Annotated in this window: 13 protein-coding genes; 8 read left to right on the top strand and 5 right to left on the bottom strand. The window is 61.9% G+C overall.

Annotated features, from left to right (window positions below):
• Positions 1–116: 116 nt before the first annotated feature.
• Together E8E68_RS03755 and E8E68_RS03750 are read left to right on the top strand one after the other, a co-directional pair.
• A complete protein-coding gene (locus E8E68_RS03755) occupies positions 117–1160 on the top strand; it encodes a histone deacetylase family protein (protein ID WP_280339778.1) in 1044 nt (347 codons plus the stop codon).
• A complete protein-coding gene (locus E8E68_RS03750) occupies positions 1160–2263 on the top strand; it encodes a polyamine ABC transporter substrate-binding protein (protein ID WP_266032129.1) in 1104 nt (367 codons plus the stop codon). Before E8E68_RS03755 ends, E8E68_RS03750 begins: the two co-directional genes overlap by 1 nt.
• Before the next feature lie 74 nt (positions 2264–2337).
• Here the strand turns inward: E8E68_RS03750 and E8E68_RS03745 are convergent, their stop codons facing one another.
• Positions 2338–3876, bottom strand: coding sequence for a PLP-dependent aminotransferase family protein (locus E8E68_RS03745; RefSeq protein WP_280339776.1), 1539 nt, complete (start codon positions 3874–3876; stop codon positions 2338–2340).
• Positions 3877–3966: 90 nt separating this feature from the next.
• On the opposite strand from E8E68_RS03745, the gene E8E68_RS03740 reads away from it, so the two are divergent.
• The 3 genes from E8E68_RS03740 to E8E68_RS03730 are packed head-to-tail and all read left to right on the top strand — an operon-like array spanning position 3967 to position 5734.
• Complete coding sequence (locus E8E68_RS03740; RefSeq protein WP_266032127.1) at positions 3967–4596, top strand: FMN-binding negative transcriptional regulator; 630 nt, start codon at positions 3967–3969, stop codon at positions 4594–4596.
• Positions 4597–4608: 12 nt separating this feature from the next.
• Positions 4609–5055, top strand: a complete 447-nt coding sequence (locus E8E68_RS03735) for a GNAT family N-acetyltransferase (protein WP_266032126.1) — start codon at positions 4609–4611, stop codon at positions 5053–5055.
• 7 nt (positions 5056–5062) lie between these two features.
• On the top strand, positions 5063–5734 hold the full coding sequence (locus E8E68_RS03730; protein ID WP_280339773.1) for a GNAT family protein: 672 nt from the start codon (positions 5063–5065) through the stop codon (positions 5732–5734).
• A 58-nt stretch (positions 5735–5792) separates the two neighbouring features.
• Here the strand turns inward: E8E68_RS03730 and oadA are convergent, their stop codons facing one another.
• A complete protein-coding gene (oadA, locus tag E8E68_RS03725; protein WP_110743457.1) occupies positions 5793–7601 on the bottom strand; it encodes a sodium-extruding oxaloacetate decarboxylase subunit alpha in 1809 nt (602 codons plus the stop codon).
• Between the two features lie 11 nt (positions 7602–7612).
• Positions 7613–9028: an acetyl-CoA carboxylase biotin carboxylase subunit gene (locus tag E8E68_RS03720; protein ID WP_016489867.1), complete on the bottom strand. Its 1416-nt coding sequence runs from the start codon at positions 9026–9028 to the stop codon at positions 7613–7615.
• A gap of 205 nt (positions 9029–9233) precedes the next feature.
• On the opposite strand from E8E68_RS03720, the gene E8E68_RS03715 reads away from it, so the two are divergent.
• Complete coding sequence (locus E8E68_RS03715; RefSeq protein ID WP_280339843.1) at positions 9234–10181, top strand: LysR family transcriptional regulator; 948 nt, start codon at positions 9234–9236, stop codon at positions 10179–10181.
• Here the strand turns inward: E8E68_RS03715 and E8E68_RS03710 are convergent.
• Together E8E68_RS03710 and hexR are read right to left on the bottom strand one after the other, a co-directional pair.
• The gene (locus E8E68_RS03710) at positions 10123–10341 is read right to left on the bottom strand and encodes a hypothetical protein (protein ID WP_110743460.1); all 219 of its coding nucleotides are present in this window, start codon (positions 10339–10341) and stop codon (positions 10123–10125) included. The two genes, E8E68_RS03715 and E8E68_RS03710, sit on opposite strands and share 59 nt — an antisense overlap.
• Positions 10342–10473: 132 nt before the next feature.
• Positions 10474–11340 (bottom strand): transcriptional regulator HexR, encoded by an 867-nt coding sequence (gene hexR, locus E8E68_RS03705; protein ID WP_003253273.1) that lies wholly within the window; start codon positions 11338–11340, stop codon positions 10474–10476.
• 103 nt (positions 11341–11443) lie between these two features.
• Between hexR and zwf the strand changes: the two genes are divergently transcribed.
• Together zwf and uvrD are read left to right on the top strand one after the other, a co-directional pair.
• Positions 11444–12886, top strand: a complete 1443-nt coding sequence (gene zwf, locus E8E68_RS03700) for a glucose-6-phosphate dehydrogenase (RefSeq protein WP_266032124.1) — start codon at positions 11444–11446, stop codon at positions 12884–12886.
• Between the two features lie 118 nt (positions 12887–13004).
• Entirely contained in the window at positions 13005–15191 is a 2187-nt protein-coding gene (uvrD, locus tag E8E68_RS03695; RefSeq protein WP_266032123.1) for a DNA helicase II, read from the top strand.
• Positions 15192–15199 lie beyond the last annotated feature (8 nt).

Raw genomic sequence — 15199 nt, 5'->3', positions numbered from 1 at the left:
AACAATGCGGCCAAACAGCTTGGCCATATCGATCCCCTTTTGGCCGTTTGCGTCGTTCTCCGTTACTGACCCGCCCATGACAATGGACCCACGCCAGTACCCACCGGAGAACAACAATGCTGACGATCTATTCCGATGACCACCGCCTGCACCATGGCCGCTGCGAGCTGATCGACGGCAAGCTGATGCCCTGCTTCGAAATGCCTTCGCGCGCTGACCATGTGCTCAATCAGGTGAAAAAGCGCAACCTGGGTGACATCCAGGGCCCCACCGACTTCGGCCGTGCGCCGCTTCTGCGTATCCACAGTGCCGACTACCTGGACTTCTTCGAAGGCGCCTGGGCGCGCTGGGCCGCCATGGGCCAGGAAGGCGACCTGCTGCCGTTCACCTGGCCTGCACGTACCCTACGCCAGGTAAAACCCACGGGCCTGCACGGCGAACTGGGCTACTACAGCTTCGATGCCGGCGCGCCGATTACCGCCGGTACCTGGCAGGCCGCCTACAGCGCCGCCCAGGTCGCCCTTACCGCTCAGGCAGCCATCCAGCAAGGCGCGCATTCCGCCTTTGCCCTGTGCCGCCCACCAGGGCATCACGCGGCTGGCGAAGTAATGGGTGGCTACTGCTACCTGAACAACGCCGCCATCGCCGCCCAGGCCTTCCTTGACCAGGGCCGGCGCAAGGTCGCCATCCTCGATGTCGACTACCACCATGGCAACGGCACCCAGGACATCTTCTACAGCCGCGACGACGTGTTTTTCGCCTCGATCCACGGCGACCCGCAGGACGAGTTCCCGTTCTTCCTCGGCTATGCCGATGAAACCGGTGAGGGTGCCGGCGAGGGCTGCAACATCAACTACCCCCTACCGGCCGGCAGCGACTGGGCAGCCTGGAGCGCCGCCCTAGAAGATGCCTGCCAGCGCATCGCCCGCTATGACGCCGACGTGCTGGTGATATCGCTGGGCGTGGACACCTTCAAGGACGACCCGATCTCGCAGTTCAAGCTGGACAGCCCTGACTATCTGGAAATGGGCAAGCGCATCGGTCAGCTCGGCAAGCCCACCCTGTTCGTGATGGAAGGCGGCTACGCTGTGGAAGAAATCGGTATCAACGCAGTCAATGTGCTGGAAGGCTTCCAGCGCGCCCAGCCAGGAGCCCGATAATGGTCCGACTCAAGCGCCTGCTCGCCCCGTTCATCGCTGCCACCCTGCTCACCGGAGCCCTGCAGGCCCAAGCCGAGCAGCGCACCCTGCGTGTGTATAACTGGTTCGATTACATCACCCCGCAGACCTTGACCGACTTCCAGAAGGACAGCGGCGTCAAGCTGGTATACGACATCTTCGATACCAACGAGGCCTTGGAGGCCAAGCTGCTAACCGGCAATTCCGGCTATGACGTGGTGGTACCGTCCAACGTGTTCCTCGCCAAGCAGATCGAAGCCGGGGTATTCCAGCCGCTGGACCGCAGCAAGTTGCCGAACTGGCAGCACCTGGACCCGTCGCTGATGAAGTTGATAGAAGCCAACGACCCAGGCAACAAGTTTGCTGTCCCGTACATGTACGGCACCGTGCTGATCGGCTTCAACCCGGCCAAGGTCAAGGCTGCGCTGGGCGACAACGCACCGGTAGACAGCTGGGACCTGATTTTCAAGGAAGAGAACATCGCCAAGCTCAAGCAGTGCGGTGTGGCCCTGCTCGACTCGCCGTCCGAGATTCTGCCGCTGGCCCTGCAGTATCTCGGCCTGCCACCGAACAGCGATAAACCGGCCGACTACAAGAAGGCCGAGGAGCTGATGCTGAAGATTCGTCCGCACATCACGTACTTCCACTCCTCGAAGTACATGGCTGACATGGCCAACGGCGATATCTGCGTGGCGGTGGGCTACAGCGGCAGCTTCTCGCAGGCCGCCAACCGCGCCAAGGAGGCAAAAAACGGCGTGGTGGTGGACATGCGCCTGCCCAAGGAGGGTGCGCCAATCTGGTTTGACATGCTGGCGATCCCTAAAAACGCGGCCAACCCGGATGATGCCCACGCGTTCATCAACTATCTGCTGCGCCCAGAGGTGATTGCGCCGATCAGCGATTTTGTCGGCTACCCGAACCCGAACAAGGATGCCACCGACAAGGTGAACCCGGCGATTCGCAACAACCCCAACCTGTACCCAACGCCAGAGGCAATGGCCAAGTTGTATACGCTCAAGCCGTTGGCCAGGGATGCCGAGCGGGCCAGGACTCGGGCCTGGACGCGGATCAAATCCGGAACCTGAGTTTGCTTCTTCGCGGGTGAACCCACAGGGCGTGCGCCGACCTCAGATGCGGCGCAGATCCTGTGAGAGCGGGTTCACCCGCGAAACGGCCGCCAAACCTTGCGCAATTTAATCAAGGCCTCGGCAATCTCCCCTTCCGGCACCGCAGCAAACCCCAGCACCAGCCCCGCGCGCTTATCCACAGGCACCTCGCTGTCCGCCAACCAGAAATTGCTCAGCGGCGTCACCTCCACCCCTACGGCCTCGGCCTTGGCCACCAGCGCCTGCTCCAGCGCAAAGTTATCCACATCCACTTTGACATGCAGACCCGCCGCCACCTCGGGCATGGCTCCCAAGCCCGGAACATCCACAGGCCAGCCGGCGCTCAGCACATTGCGCCGGCACAACGCCGCTTTACGCATACGCCGTATATGCCGCTGAAAATGCCCACGGGCCATGAACTCGGCCATCACGCACTGGCTGCTGACCTCCGAATGTCGCACCGCCAGCGCCCTGCCTTGGCTAAAGGCCTGCGCCAACTGCGGTGGCAGTACCAGGTAGCCCAGGCGCAGCGCCGGGAAGGCGATCTTGCCAAAGGTGCCGACGTACAGTACCCGACCATGCTGGTCTAGAGCCGCCAGCGGGGCGAGGGGCGCACCGCTGTAGCGGTACTCGCCATCGTAGTCATCCTCTATGACCCAGCCATCGTTGCGCTCAGCCCAGGCCAGCAACTCCAGACGACGTGCCAGGCTCATGGTCACTCCGGTCGGGTACTGGTGCGCAGGTGTGACATAGACCAGTCGGCAATCAGCCACTTGCCCCAGCCGATTGCAGTCCATTCCCTCTTCATCCACCGGCACACCGGACACCCTGGCACCGGCCAATGCAAAGGCGTGACCAGCCGCCCGATAGCCTGGGTTTTCCACAGCCACCGTGTCGCCAGGCTGCAACAGCAACTGTGCACAAAGGCTGATTGCCTGCTGCGCGCCACTGGTGATCACAATTTGTTCAGCCGTGCAGCTCAACCCTCTTGACCGTCGCAGGTAGGCGGCGACCAGCTCGCGCAATGCAGGCTCGCCTGCGGGGTCACCATAGCCCAAATGCGCAGGAGATGGATTGCGCCAGAAACCCGCCTGCAGCTTGGCCCAAACGTCAAATGGGAACAAATCGAACGCAGGTATGCCGACGCGAAATGCACGTGGCGCGCCACTTCTCGGCGGCGGCAAGTGGTTATTTTTCAGGCGCTGCAAAGGCTCGCTGAGAGGACGCTTGCTGGATAAATCCTCAGTATCATCAGAGCAAAATGTGGATAAACCTGTTGATAACCCCCGGGATAACCCTGTGGATACTTGTGTGGATAATTTCGGCAGCCGACTGACGTATGTGCCATCGCCGACCCGGCTCTCGATGTAGCCCTCGGCATAGAGTTGGTCGTAAGCACGCACTACGCTGTTGCGTGACAACGCCAGCATAGCGGCCAGATCACGACTGGCCGGCAACCGCGTGCCACTGCTCAGGCGCCCGTCCAGTACGCGTGCGCGCAGCGCCTGGTAGAGCTGCTGGCTCAGCCCGCGGCGACGATCCAAGGCGATCCCGGCGGGGTCGAAAGGCAGGATGAGGGGGCGTTCGCTCATGGCATTGGACCTATGAAAACAGCTAGGAATGGCTCTTACCCAGAGCCAATAGCCTGCCTAGGATGAAGCCATTCCACAAGGACCCCAGCCATGTACAACAGCAAGCCCCACCAGGAACACGACCTCGCTCGCCTGCATCAGCATATGCTCGACACCCGCCTGGCCGTGCTGGTCAGCCACGGCGAACAAGGCCTGCTGGCCACGCACCTTCCGGTTCTGGTGGATACCGCCGAAGGCGAATTCGGTACCGTCTATGCTCACCTGGCACGCGCCAATCGCCAATGGCAGGACCTGGCGCTGGGGGCTGAAGCGATGCTGGTGTTCCCTGGGGCCGATGCCTATGTCAGCCCCAGCTACTACCCGAGCAAGGCCGATAACCCCAAAGTCGTGCCGACCTGGAACTACCTGGCCGTGCACGCCTATGGCGCGGCTGAAGTGATCCACGACGCGGAGCCACTGCTGGCGATTGTCAGCCGCCTAACCGACCGGCATGAGCGCGGCCGCAGTGAACCGTGGAAAGTCACCGATGCCCCCGCCGACTACCTCGACGGCATGCTGCGCGCCATCGTCGGTATTCGCCTGCCGATCACCCGCCTGCAAGGCGCGCGCAAGCTCAGCCAGAACCGCTCCGAACAGGACATCATCGGCGTGCGCGAAGGCCTGAGCGCCAGCCCCGATCAAATGGACAACCAACTCGCCGCGCACATGCGCCAACTGTAAGGGAATAACCCCATGCCCAGCGTTACCCTGCGCCCCGTCACCGCTCAAGATCACGCCGCCTGGCATGCCCTGTGGCAAGCCTACCTGCACTTCTACGAAACCGAGCTCGCCGATGACGTCAGCCTCAGCACCTGGCAGCGCCTGCTCGATCCCAGCGAACCCACCCATTCGGCGCTAGCCTGGATCGATGGCAAGGCCGTGGGAATGGTCAACTTCATCTACCATCGCTCCAACTGGAGCATCGAGAATTCCTGCTACCTGCAGGACCTATTTGTGGATAGCACGCAGCGCGGACTGGGTATTGGCCGCCAGCTGATCGAGCACGTCTACACCACTGCCAAGGCCGACAACTGCATCAAGGTGCACTGGCTGACCCACGAAACCAACGCCACCGCCATCAGCCTGTACCAACAGGTTGCCGAGCGCTCGGGCTTCATTCAATTCCGCAAAGGCTTGTAGGTTGAACATGACAGATGCACTGAACTGGAAACCCGCCGCAACGCCCCAGGCCGAGCCGATAGAGGGCCGCTTCATTCGCCTGGAAAAGCTTGAGCCCGCACGCCATGGCGATGACCTCTGGGAGGTACTGCAAGGCCCGAGCTCAGACCCCGTGCTATGGGACTACCTACCCTATGGCCCATTCAGCGAACGTGCCGCTTTCGACCACTGGCTGGAAGGTAACGCCGCAGGCCGCGACCCGCTGTACTACACCGTCATCGACCGCCCCAGCGGCCAGGCCCAGGGAATTCTCAGCCTGATGTCGATCGTGCCCGACCACGGCCGCATCGAAATCGGCCACATCGCCTTCGGCGCTGCCATGCAACGCACGCCAAAGGGCACCGAGGCGGTGTACCTGCTGGGCAAACTGGGCTTCGAGCTGGGTAACCGCCGGCTGGAGTGGAAGTGCAACAACGCCAACGCCCGCTCCAAGCGCGCGGCGGAGCGCTTTGGTTTTGTGTTCGAAGGGGTGTTCCGCAAGCACCTGGTCGTGAAAGACCACAACCGCGATACGGCGTGGTATTCGATTACCGATGATGAGTGGCCGCAAGTGGCTGCTGGGTTTGAGCGGTGGTTGAGCGAAACGAATCAGCAACCGGGTGGGCAGGTTGAAACCCTTGAGGTGTGCCGCAAAGGCTGAAAAAAAGGGGAGCATCCGCTCCCCAGAGGTAAACCGCTTGTAGATGAAGGGGGCTGAATCAGCCCTCGATCTCGATCAGGATCTCACCCGGCGTCACACGGTCGCCCTTGGCCACATGGATGGCCACGACCTTGCCAGCGATGGCGGCCTGCACTTCGGTCTCCATCTTCATGGCTTCGGTGATCAGCACCGCTTGGCCGGCCTTGACCATGTCGCCTTCCTTGACCAGCACATCGACGATGTTGCCTGGCATGTTGGTGCTGACGTGGCCCGGCGCGCTCGCTTGCTTGCGCTTGCTGCCGCCACCGCCGACAAACTCGTTGAGCGGCTCGAACACCACTTCTTCGGGCATGCCGTCGATCGACAGGTAGAAGTGACGCTTGCCTTCGGCCTTCACACCCACGCCAGTAATGTCGACGCGGTAGGTTTCGCCATGCACGTCAATGACGAACTCGGTCGGTACGCCTTCCCCGCCAGGGGCCGCCACGGCACCGGCTTCCGGAATCGGCAGCAGGGCTTCAGGGGTCAGCGTGCCGGCTTCGCGCTCTTCAAGGAACTTGCGGCCGATGTCCGGGAACATGGCAAAGGTCAGCACGTCTTCTTCGCAACGCGCCAGGGCGCCGATGTCGCCACGCAGCTTGGCCATTTCCGGCTTCAGCAGGTCGGCTGGGCGCACGTCGATCACTTCCTCGCTGCCGATGGCCTGGCGGCGCAGTTGCTCGTTGACCACGCCCGGGGCCTTGCCGTAACCGCCTTGCAGGTACAGCTTCACCTCGTTGGTGATGGTCTTGTAGCGCTCGCCGGCCAGCACGTTGAAGAACGCCTGGGTACCAACGATCTGCGAAGTCGGGGTTACCAACGGCGGGAAACCAAGGTCTTCACGCACACGCGGGATCTCGGCCAGTACTTCGTTCATGCGGTTGAGCGCGCCCTGCTCCTTGAGCTGGTTGGCGAGGTTGGAAATCATGCCGCCCGGCACTTGGTTGACCTGCACACGCGTGTCCACGGCGGTGAACTCGCTCTCGAACTGGTGGTACTTCTTGCGCACGGCATAGAAGTACAGGCCGATTTCCTGCAGCAGTTCCAGGTCCAGGCCGGTGTCGAACTCGCTGCCTTTGAGCGCAGCAACCATCGACTCGGTACCCGGGTGGCTGGTGCCCCAGGCGAAGCTGGAGATGGCGGTGTCGATGTGGTCAGCGCCGTTTTCCACAGCCTTGAGCTGGCACATGGCAGCCAGGCCGGCGGTGTCGTGCGAGTGGATGAACACCGGCAGCGACTGCTCGGCCTTCAGCGCCCGGACGAGTTCGCCGGTAGCGAACGGCGTCAGCAGGCCGGCCATGTCCTTGATCGCGATCGAGTCACAACCCATGGCTTCCATCTGCTTGGCCTGGTTCACGAAGGCTTCGATGGTATGCACCGGGCTGACGGTGTAGGCGATGGTGCCCTGAGCGTGTTTACCGGCAGCCTTGACCGCCTCGATGGCCACACGCAGGTTACGCACGTCGTTCATGGCGTCGAAAATGCGGAACACGTCAATGCCGTTGACCGCCGCCTTGGCAACGAAGGCCTTGACCACGTCATCGCTGTAGTGGCGGTAGCCCAGCAGGTTCTGGCCGCGCAGCAGCATTTGCAGGCGGGTGTTGGGCAGCGCTGCACGCAGCTTGCGCAGTCGCTCCCACGGGTCTTCCTTGAGGAAGCGCACACAGGCGTCGAAAGTGGCGCCGCCCCACATTTCCAGCGACCAGTAGCCAACCTTGTCGAGCTTGTCGCAGATCGGCAGCATGTCTTCGGTACGCATGCGGGTAGCCAGCAGGGACTGGTGGGCGTCGCGCAGGATCGTGTCGGTTACGTGAATTTTCTTGGACATTATGGGGTTCCTCACAGGCCTGCGTGGGCGGCGATGGCGGCGGCGATGGCCAGGGCCAGCTCTTCGGGTTTGCGCTTGATCGAGTAGTTGGTCAGTTCCGGGTGGCTTTCAACGAAGCTGGTGTTGAACTGGCCGCTACGGAATTCCGGATTGCGCAGAATTTCCTGGTAGTACGCGGCGGTGGTCTTCACCCCTTGCACGCGCATGTCGTCCAGGGCCCGCAGGCCGCGGTCCATGGCTTCTTCCCAGGTCAACGCCCACACCACCAGTTTCAGGCACATGGAGTCGTAGAACGGTGGAATGGTGTAGCCGGTGTAGATCGCCGTATCGGTACGCACGCCCGGGCCACCGGGGGCGTAGTAACGGGTGATCTTGCCGAAGCTGGGCAGGAAGTTGTTTTTGGGGTCTTCCGCGTTGATACGGAACTGCAGCGCATAACCGCGGTGCTGGATATCTTCCTGCTTCACCGAAAGCGGCAGGCCAGACGCAATGCGGATCTGCTCACGGACAATGTCGATACCGGTAATTTCTTCGGTGATGGTGTGTTCCACCTGCACCCGGGTGTTCATTTCCATGAAGTACACCTCGCCATCGGCGAGCAGGAACTCCACGGTACCGGCGTTCTCGTAGTTCACCGCCTTGGCTGCACGCACCGCCAGGTCGCCGATGTAGGCGCGCTGCTCGGGGGTGAGCTGTGGGCTTGGGGCAATTTCGATGAGCTTCTGGTTACGGCGCTGGATCGAGCAGTCGCGCTCGAACAGGTGCACCACGTTGCCGAAGCTGTCACCGAGGATCTGCGCTTCGATGTGCTTGGGGTTGACGATGCACTTTTCCAGGAACACTTCGGCCGAACCAAAGGCCTTGGTCGCCTCGGAAATTACCCGTGGGAAGTTCTGTTCCAGTTCTTCACGGCTGTTGCAGCGACGAATGCCTCGGCCGCCACCACCGGAGGTAGCCTTGAGCATCACCGGGTAACCAATGCGCTCACCCTCACTCAGGGCTTCATGGATATCGGCCACGTTGCCTTCAGTGCCCGGGGTTACCGGCACACCAGCGGCGATCATGGTGCGGCGCGCTTCGGTCTTGTCGCCCATGCGGCGAATCACGTCGGCGGCCGGGCCGATGAACTTGATTCCGCGCTCGGCGCAGATCTCTGCCAGTTCGGCGTTTTCCGACAGGAAACCATAGCCCGGGTGCAGGGCATCGCAGCCTGTTTCCACAGCCAGGTTCACCAGCTTGCGCGGGTTCAGGTAACCGGCCAGTGGCTCGGCACCAATGCTGTGTGCTTCGTCGGCACGCTTGACATGCAAGGCGTGGCGGTCGGCGTCGGAATAGATCGCTACCGAGCGAATGCCCATCTCGGCGCAGGCACGCACGATCCGAACTGCGATTTCACCCCGGTTGGCGATCAGGATTTTTTTTATCACTGGAGTCTTCCCAAAGCCGTAGGAACAGTCGAGCCGGTTCTACCGGTCGGCGCGTGACCAGACGTTGCTGGCCAGTCGCACATTCACCCTAGCGCTGTAGGTCGATAAACAAAAATCAATATTTGTTAGGGGCTGTATTAGCAAAAGCTTATAGTTAGGTAACAAGGTATTGCCGAAGAGCCCCTATAAAATGCGTAAGTCCTTGATGCGTATGACTTTGCGTCAATTGCAGATCTTCAATGAGGTATGCGATTTGCGTTCTTATAGCCGGGCGGCCGAGGAGATGGCGCTGACGCAACCCGCCGTAAGTCTACAAATCCGCCAGCTTGAAGAGCTGATTGGCCAGCCGCTGTTCGAGTATGTGGGCAAAAAGCTGTACCTGACCGAAGCGGCCGAGGCCCTGCAGCGCGCCAGCCGTGACATCTTCGGGCGGCTGGAGAGCCTGGACATGCAGTTGTCGGACATGCAGGGCTCACTGCAGGGGCAGTTGAAGCTGGCGATCGAGTCCAGTGCCAAGTACTTCGTGCCACACCTGTTCGCCGCCTTCAAGCAGCGTCACCCGGAGGTCAACCTGACCCTCACGGTGGTCAACCGCGCTCAGGCCATCCGCCGCCTTTCCGACAACCGCGACGACCTGATCATCATGTCCATGGTGCCGCAGGACATGGGCCTGGAGTTTCTGCCGTTCCTCAACAACCCGATAATTGCCGTTGCTCCCCCCGAGCACCCGCTGTGCAAACTGGAACAACTGCGCCTGCAGGATCTGGAGCCTCACACCCTGCTGGTGCGCGAGCAGGGCTCGGGCACGCGCAAGGCGTGTGAAGAGTACTTCAAGGACAAGCGCGTGCACTTCACCCAAACCCTCGAAGTGGCCTCGGCCGATGCCCAACGCGAATGCGTGATCGCCGGGCTGGGCATCGCCCTGTTGACCCGCCATGCGGTGAACCTCGAGCTGGCTACGGGCGTACTGAAAGAGCTGCCCGTGGAGGAGCTGCCCCTGTACCGCAGTTGGTGCGTGGTTCAGGCCAAGGCCAAGCGGCAGTCACCGGTGGCCTTGGCCTTTCTGGCGTTCATCCGCGGCGAACGTGCGTTGATCAGCGCGCTGGTTGAGCGTTTTTCGGGGAAATTGCCGCCGACGCCTGCCACACCGTGAGTTCCTGCAGCTCGGGGTAATCCGCCAAGTCGCGCAGCAGCTGCCGCTGGTCGCAATAGCTCTCGATCGCGCGGCGGTACTCCATGCGGCGCTGGTCCTTTTCCTGCTGCTTGCGAGCTTTGGCGTTGGGTTGGTACGTTCCGTCGAAGTCACGAGCCATTGCCTGTCTCCCAGATAGGATGCGGGAACTTCAGACTGGCCTTAGAGGTTTACGGTTTGGCTGAGGAATGGTGACAAAATCGTGAATCTTCACTGCCTGTGCCAGCCATAAGGCCAGCACAGGCCATTCATCTCAATCGTCGGTAGCCTTGATCGACTTGGGCGACAAACGCAGGCTGCGCAAGCTGCGCTTCACGCTCTTGAGGTGGTTGACCAGGCTCGGCCCGCGCGCCATGGCCACGCCCATGGCCAGCACGTCGATCACTACCAGGTGGGCGATCCGCGAGGTCAGCGGGGTATAGATTTCGGTGTCTTCATGCACGTCGATCGCCAGGTTGACGGTCGACAACTCGGCCAGAGGCGTCTGGCTGGGGCACAGGGTTATCAGGTTGGCACCGCTCTCACGCACCAGGTTGGCGGTGATCAGCAGGTCTTTGGAGCGGCCCGACTGGGAAATGCACACCGCCACATCGCCTGGTTTCAGGGTAACGGCCGACATTGCCTGCATGTGCGGGTCGGAATATGCCGCCGCGCTGAGCAGCAGGCGGAAGAACTTGTGCTGGGCATCGGCCGCCACCGCGCCGGAGGCACCAAACCCGTAGAACTCCACACGCTGCGCCTGGGCCATGGCGCTCACCGCCTGTTGCAGCGCCTGCGGGTCGAGATGCTCGCGCACTTCCATCAGGGTGTGCAGGGTGGTGTCGAAAATCTTCAGGCTGTAGTCGGCGACCGAGTCGTCTTCATGGATGGCGAACTGGCCGAAACTGGCCCCGGCAGCCAGGCTTTGCGCCAGCTTCAGCTTCAGGTCCTGAAAGCCCGAGCAGCCGATGGCTCGGCAGAATCGCACGATGGTCGGCTCGCTGATACCCACGCTGTGCGCCAAGTCGGCCATTGAGCTGTGCATGACGGCAGCCGGGTCGAGCAGCACATGGTCGGCCACTTTCAATTCCGATTTGCGCAGCAGGTGGCGCGATTGGGCGATATGTTGCAACAGATTCACGGGCGGGACTCGGTTATGATCGGCTGGCCGGGTTGTAGCTTTCTTGTAGTTATACTACATGGACGCCAACCCGCCCAGTTAAACGAACGTGGAGAGTGGCGGTTTGACTATTCCTTGCGACATTCTGGTCTTCGGCGGCACCGGCGATCTGGCCCTGCACAAATTGCTTCCGGCGCTCTACCACCTGTTCCGCGAGGCCCGTCTGAACCCTGCCGTGCGGGTCATCGCGCTGGCCCGACGCAACTTGCCACGCAACGACTACCTGAAACTCGCCGAACGCCATTGCCGTGCACAGGTTGCCCGCAGCGACTTCGACGAAGAAGTCTGGCAGCGGTTTTCCGCGCGGCTCGACTATTTTCCCATGGATGCCTCGCAGAGCGCCGACTTTGGCCGCCTGGCACGCTACCTGGGCGAGCCAGGCGGGCTGACGCGCATCTTTTACCTGGCCACGGCACCCAACCTGTTCGTACCGATTGCCAACCACCTGCGCGTTGCCGGCCTGGCCGACAGCGAAGCGCGCATCGTGCTGGAAAAGCCCATCGGCCACTCGCTGGAATCGGCCACTGCCATCAACGAAGCGATTGGCGCGGTGTTCGAGGAAAACCAGGTGTTCCGCATCGACCACTACCTGGGCAAGGAAACCGTGCAGAACCTGATGGCGCTGCGCTTCGCCAACGCCCTGCTGGAGCCGGTGTGGCGCAACAGCCAGGTCGATCATGTGCAGATCAGCGTCTGCGAAACGCTGGGTGTAGAGAACCGCGGTGCCTACTACGACCGCGCCGGGGCAATCCGCGACATGCTGCAAAACCACCTTCTGCAGCTGCTGTGCCTGGTGGCCATGGAGCCACCGGCGCAGTTCGAGGCCGAGGCGGTACGCGACGAAAAGGTGAAGATCCTGCGCGCGCTCAAGCCGATCACCGGCCAGGACGTGCAGGACAAGACCGTGCGCGGCCAGTATGGGGCCGGGCGAATCGGCGGCCAGGAAGTGCCGGCCTACTACTTCGAAAAGGACGTCGACAACGACAGCGACACTGAAACCTTCGTCGCTATCGAGGCCCACATCGACAACTGGCGCTGGGCGGGCGTGCCGTTCTACTTGCGTACCGGAAAGCGCATGGCGCGGCGTTCGTCGCAGATCGTCATCCAGTTCAAACCGGTACCGCACGAGCTGTTCAGCGGGGGCCAAGTCAACCAGTTGCTGATTCAGCTGCAACCGGACGAACGCATCAGCCTGCGCATGATGACCAAGAGCCCGGGCAAAGGCATGCGCCTGGAGCCGGTGGACCTGGACTTGAACCTGGCTCAGGTATTCAGCCAGACTCGTCGCTGGGAAGCCTACGAGCGCCTGTTGCTGGATGTGCTGGAAGGCGATTCGACACTGTTCATGCGCCGCGACGAAGTGGAAGCAGCCTGGGCCTGGGTCGATTCCATGCTCAAGGGCTGGGAAGAGCACTTTCAGGCACCTCGGCCCTACGCTGCTGGCAGCAATGGCCCGGAGCAGGCCAATCAGTTGCTGGCACATACCGGCAGGGCATGGTTGCGCTGAGCACCCTGCACCCATCGTGAAAACCAGAACCGTCCTGGCCGATGGGTGGCAGCGCGAGAGGTGAACATTTATACAGTAGGCATTTGCCCCTGCCCTTGCCTCGCCCTAGAATGGCCCGATGCGCACAGACGACCTCTCCCTCCTGCTGAACTCCCTCAACGATGCCCAACGCCAGGCCGTAGCGGCCACGCTGGGGCGTCAACTGGTGCTTGCCGGCGCCGGTTCCGGTAAAACCCGCGTGCTGGTGCACCGCATCGCCTGGTTGATCCAGGTGGAGCAGGCCTCGCCGCACTCGATCCTGTCGGTGACCTTCACCAACAAGGCCGCAGCAGAAATGCGCCAGCGGATCGAGCAACTGCTGGGCATCAACCCGGCAGGCATGTGGGTCGGCACCTTCCACGGCCTCGCCCATCGCCTGCTTCGGGCTCACTGGCAGGAAGCGCGGCTGGTGCAGAACTTTCAGATCCTCGACAGCGACGACCAGCAGCGTCTGATCAAGCGGGTGATGCGCGAGCTGGGCCTGGACGAGCAGAAGTGGCCAGCACGCCAGGCCCAATGGTTCATCAACGGACAGAAGGACGAGGGCCTGCGCCCGCAGCATATTCAGGCTGGCGGCGACCTGTTCCTGGCGACCATGCGCGAAGTCTATACCGCCTACGAACAGGCCTGCGAACGTGCCGGTGTCATCGATTTCTCCGAACTGCTGCTCCGCGCCCTGGACCTGTGGCGCGACCACCCCGGCCTGCTGGAGCACTACCAGCGGCGCTTCCAACATGTGCTTGTAGACGAGTTCCAGGACACCAACGCCGTTCAGTACGCCTGGCTACGCTTGCTGGCGCGTGGTGGTGCCAGCCTGATGGCGGTGGGCGATGATGATCAGTCGATCTACGGCTGGCGTGGCGCCAAGATCGAGAACATTCACCAATACACCGCCGATTTCCCCGACGCCGAAATGATCCGCCTGGAGCAGAACTACCGCTCCACCGGCGGCATCCTCAAGGCGGCCAACGCACTGATCGCCAACAACAGCGGCCGCCTGGGCAAGGAGCTGTGGACCGACATGGGCGAAGGCGAACCGCTGACCCTGTACGCGGCCTACAACGAGCATGACGAAGCGCGCTACGTGGTCGAAACCATTGAAAGCCTGGTCAAGCAGGGGAATACGCGTAACGAAATCGCCATTCTGTACCGCTCCAACGCCCAGTCGCGGGTGCTGGAAGAAGCCTTGCTGCGCGAACGCATTCCCTACCGGATCTATGGCGGCCAGCGTTTCTTCGAACGCGCCGAAATCAAGAACGCCATGGCATACCTGCGGTTGATCGAGGGGCGTGGCAACGATGCCGCCCTGGAACGGGTAATCAATGTGCCGCCGCGCGGCATTGGCGAAAAAACCGTCGAGGCCATCCGCGAGCACGCCCGCCACAGCCAGCTCTCCATGTGGGAAGCCATGTGCCAGCTGCTGGCCGCCAAGGCCCTGAAAGGCCGCGCCGCCAGTGCCCTGGGCGCCTTCGTCGAGCTGATCGAGGGGCTGGCGACCAAGGTGGTGGACATGCCGCTGCATACCATGACCCAGACCACTATCGAGCAGTCCGGACTGATCACCTATCACCAGGAAGAAAAGGGTGAAAAAGGCCAGGCACGGGTAGAAAACCTTGAGGAACTGGTCAGCGCAGCGCGCAACTTCGAATCCACAGAAGAAGACGCCGACCTCTCGCCGCTTTCCGCCTTCCTTGGCCACGCCTCGCTGGAAGCCGGCGATACCCAAGCCGACGAGCATGAAGACAGTATCCAGCTGATGACCCTGCACAGCGCCAAGGGTCTGGAGTTCCCGTATGTGTTCCTGGTGGGTATGGAAGAAGGCCTGTTCCCGCACAAGATGAGCCTGGAAGAACCTGGCCGCCTGGAAGAGGAACGCCGCCTGGCCTATGTGGGCATCACCCGAGCCATGCGCCAACTGGTGATGACCTACGCCGAAACACGTCGCCTGTACGGCAGTGAGACCTACAACAAGGTGTCGCGTTTCGTACGCGAGATTCCGGCGGGTCTGGTTCAGGAAGTGCGCCTGTCCAACAGCGTCAGCCGCCCGTTCGGCGGCGCGAAAACGGCCTCCAACAGCAACTTGTTCGCCAACGCCAGCATTCCACAGACCGCCTTCAACCTCGGCCAGCGGGTGCAGCATGCGGTGTTTGGCGAGGGTGTAATCCTCAACTTCGAGGGCTCCGGCGCGCAGGCACGGGTGCAGGTGAATTTTGCCGAAGGCAGCAAGTGGCTGATGCTGGGGTACGCCAAGCTCGAGGCCCTCTGAACCTGCCA

Origin of the sequence: Pseudomonas sp. BN607, assembly GCF_029871175.1 — a bacterium.
GTDB lineage: Bacteria > Pseudomonadota > Gammaproteobacteria > Pseudomonadales > Pseudomonadaceae > Aquipseudomonas.
The sequence above is the reverse complement of the archived record's forward strand: the minus strand, read 5'-3'. Positions and strand labels throughout refer to the sequence as shown.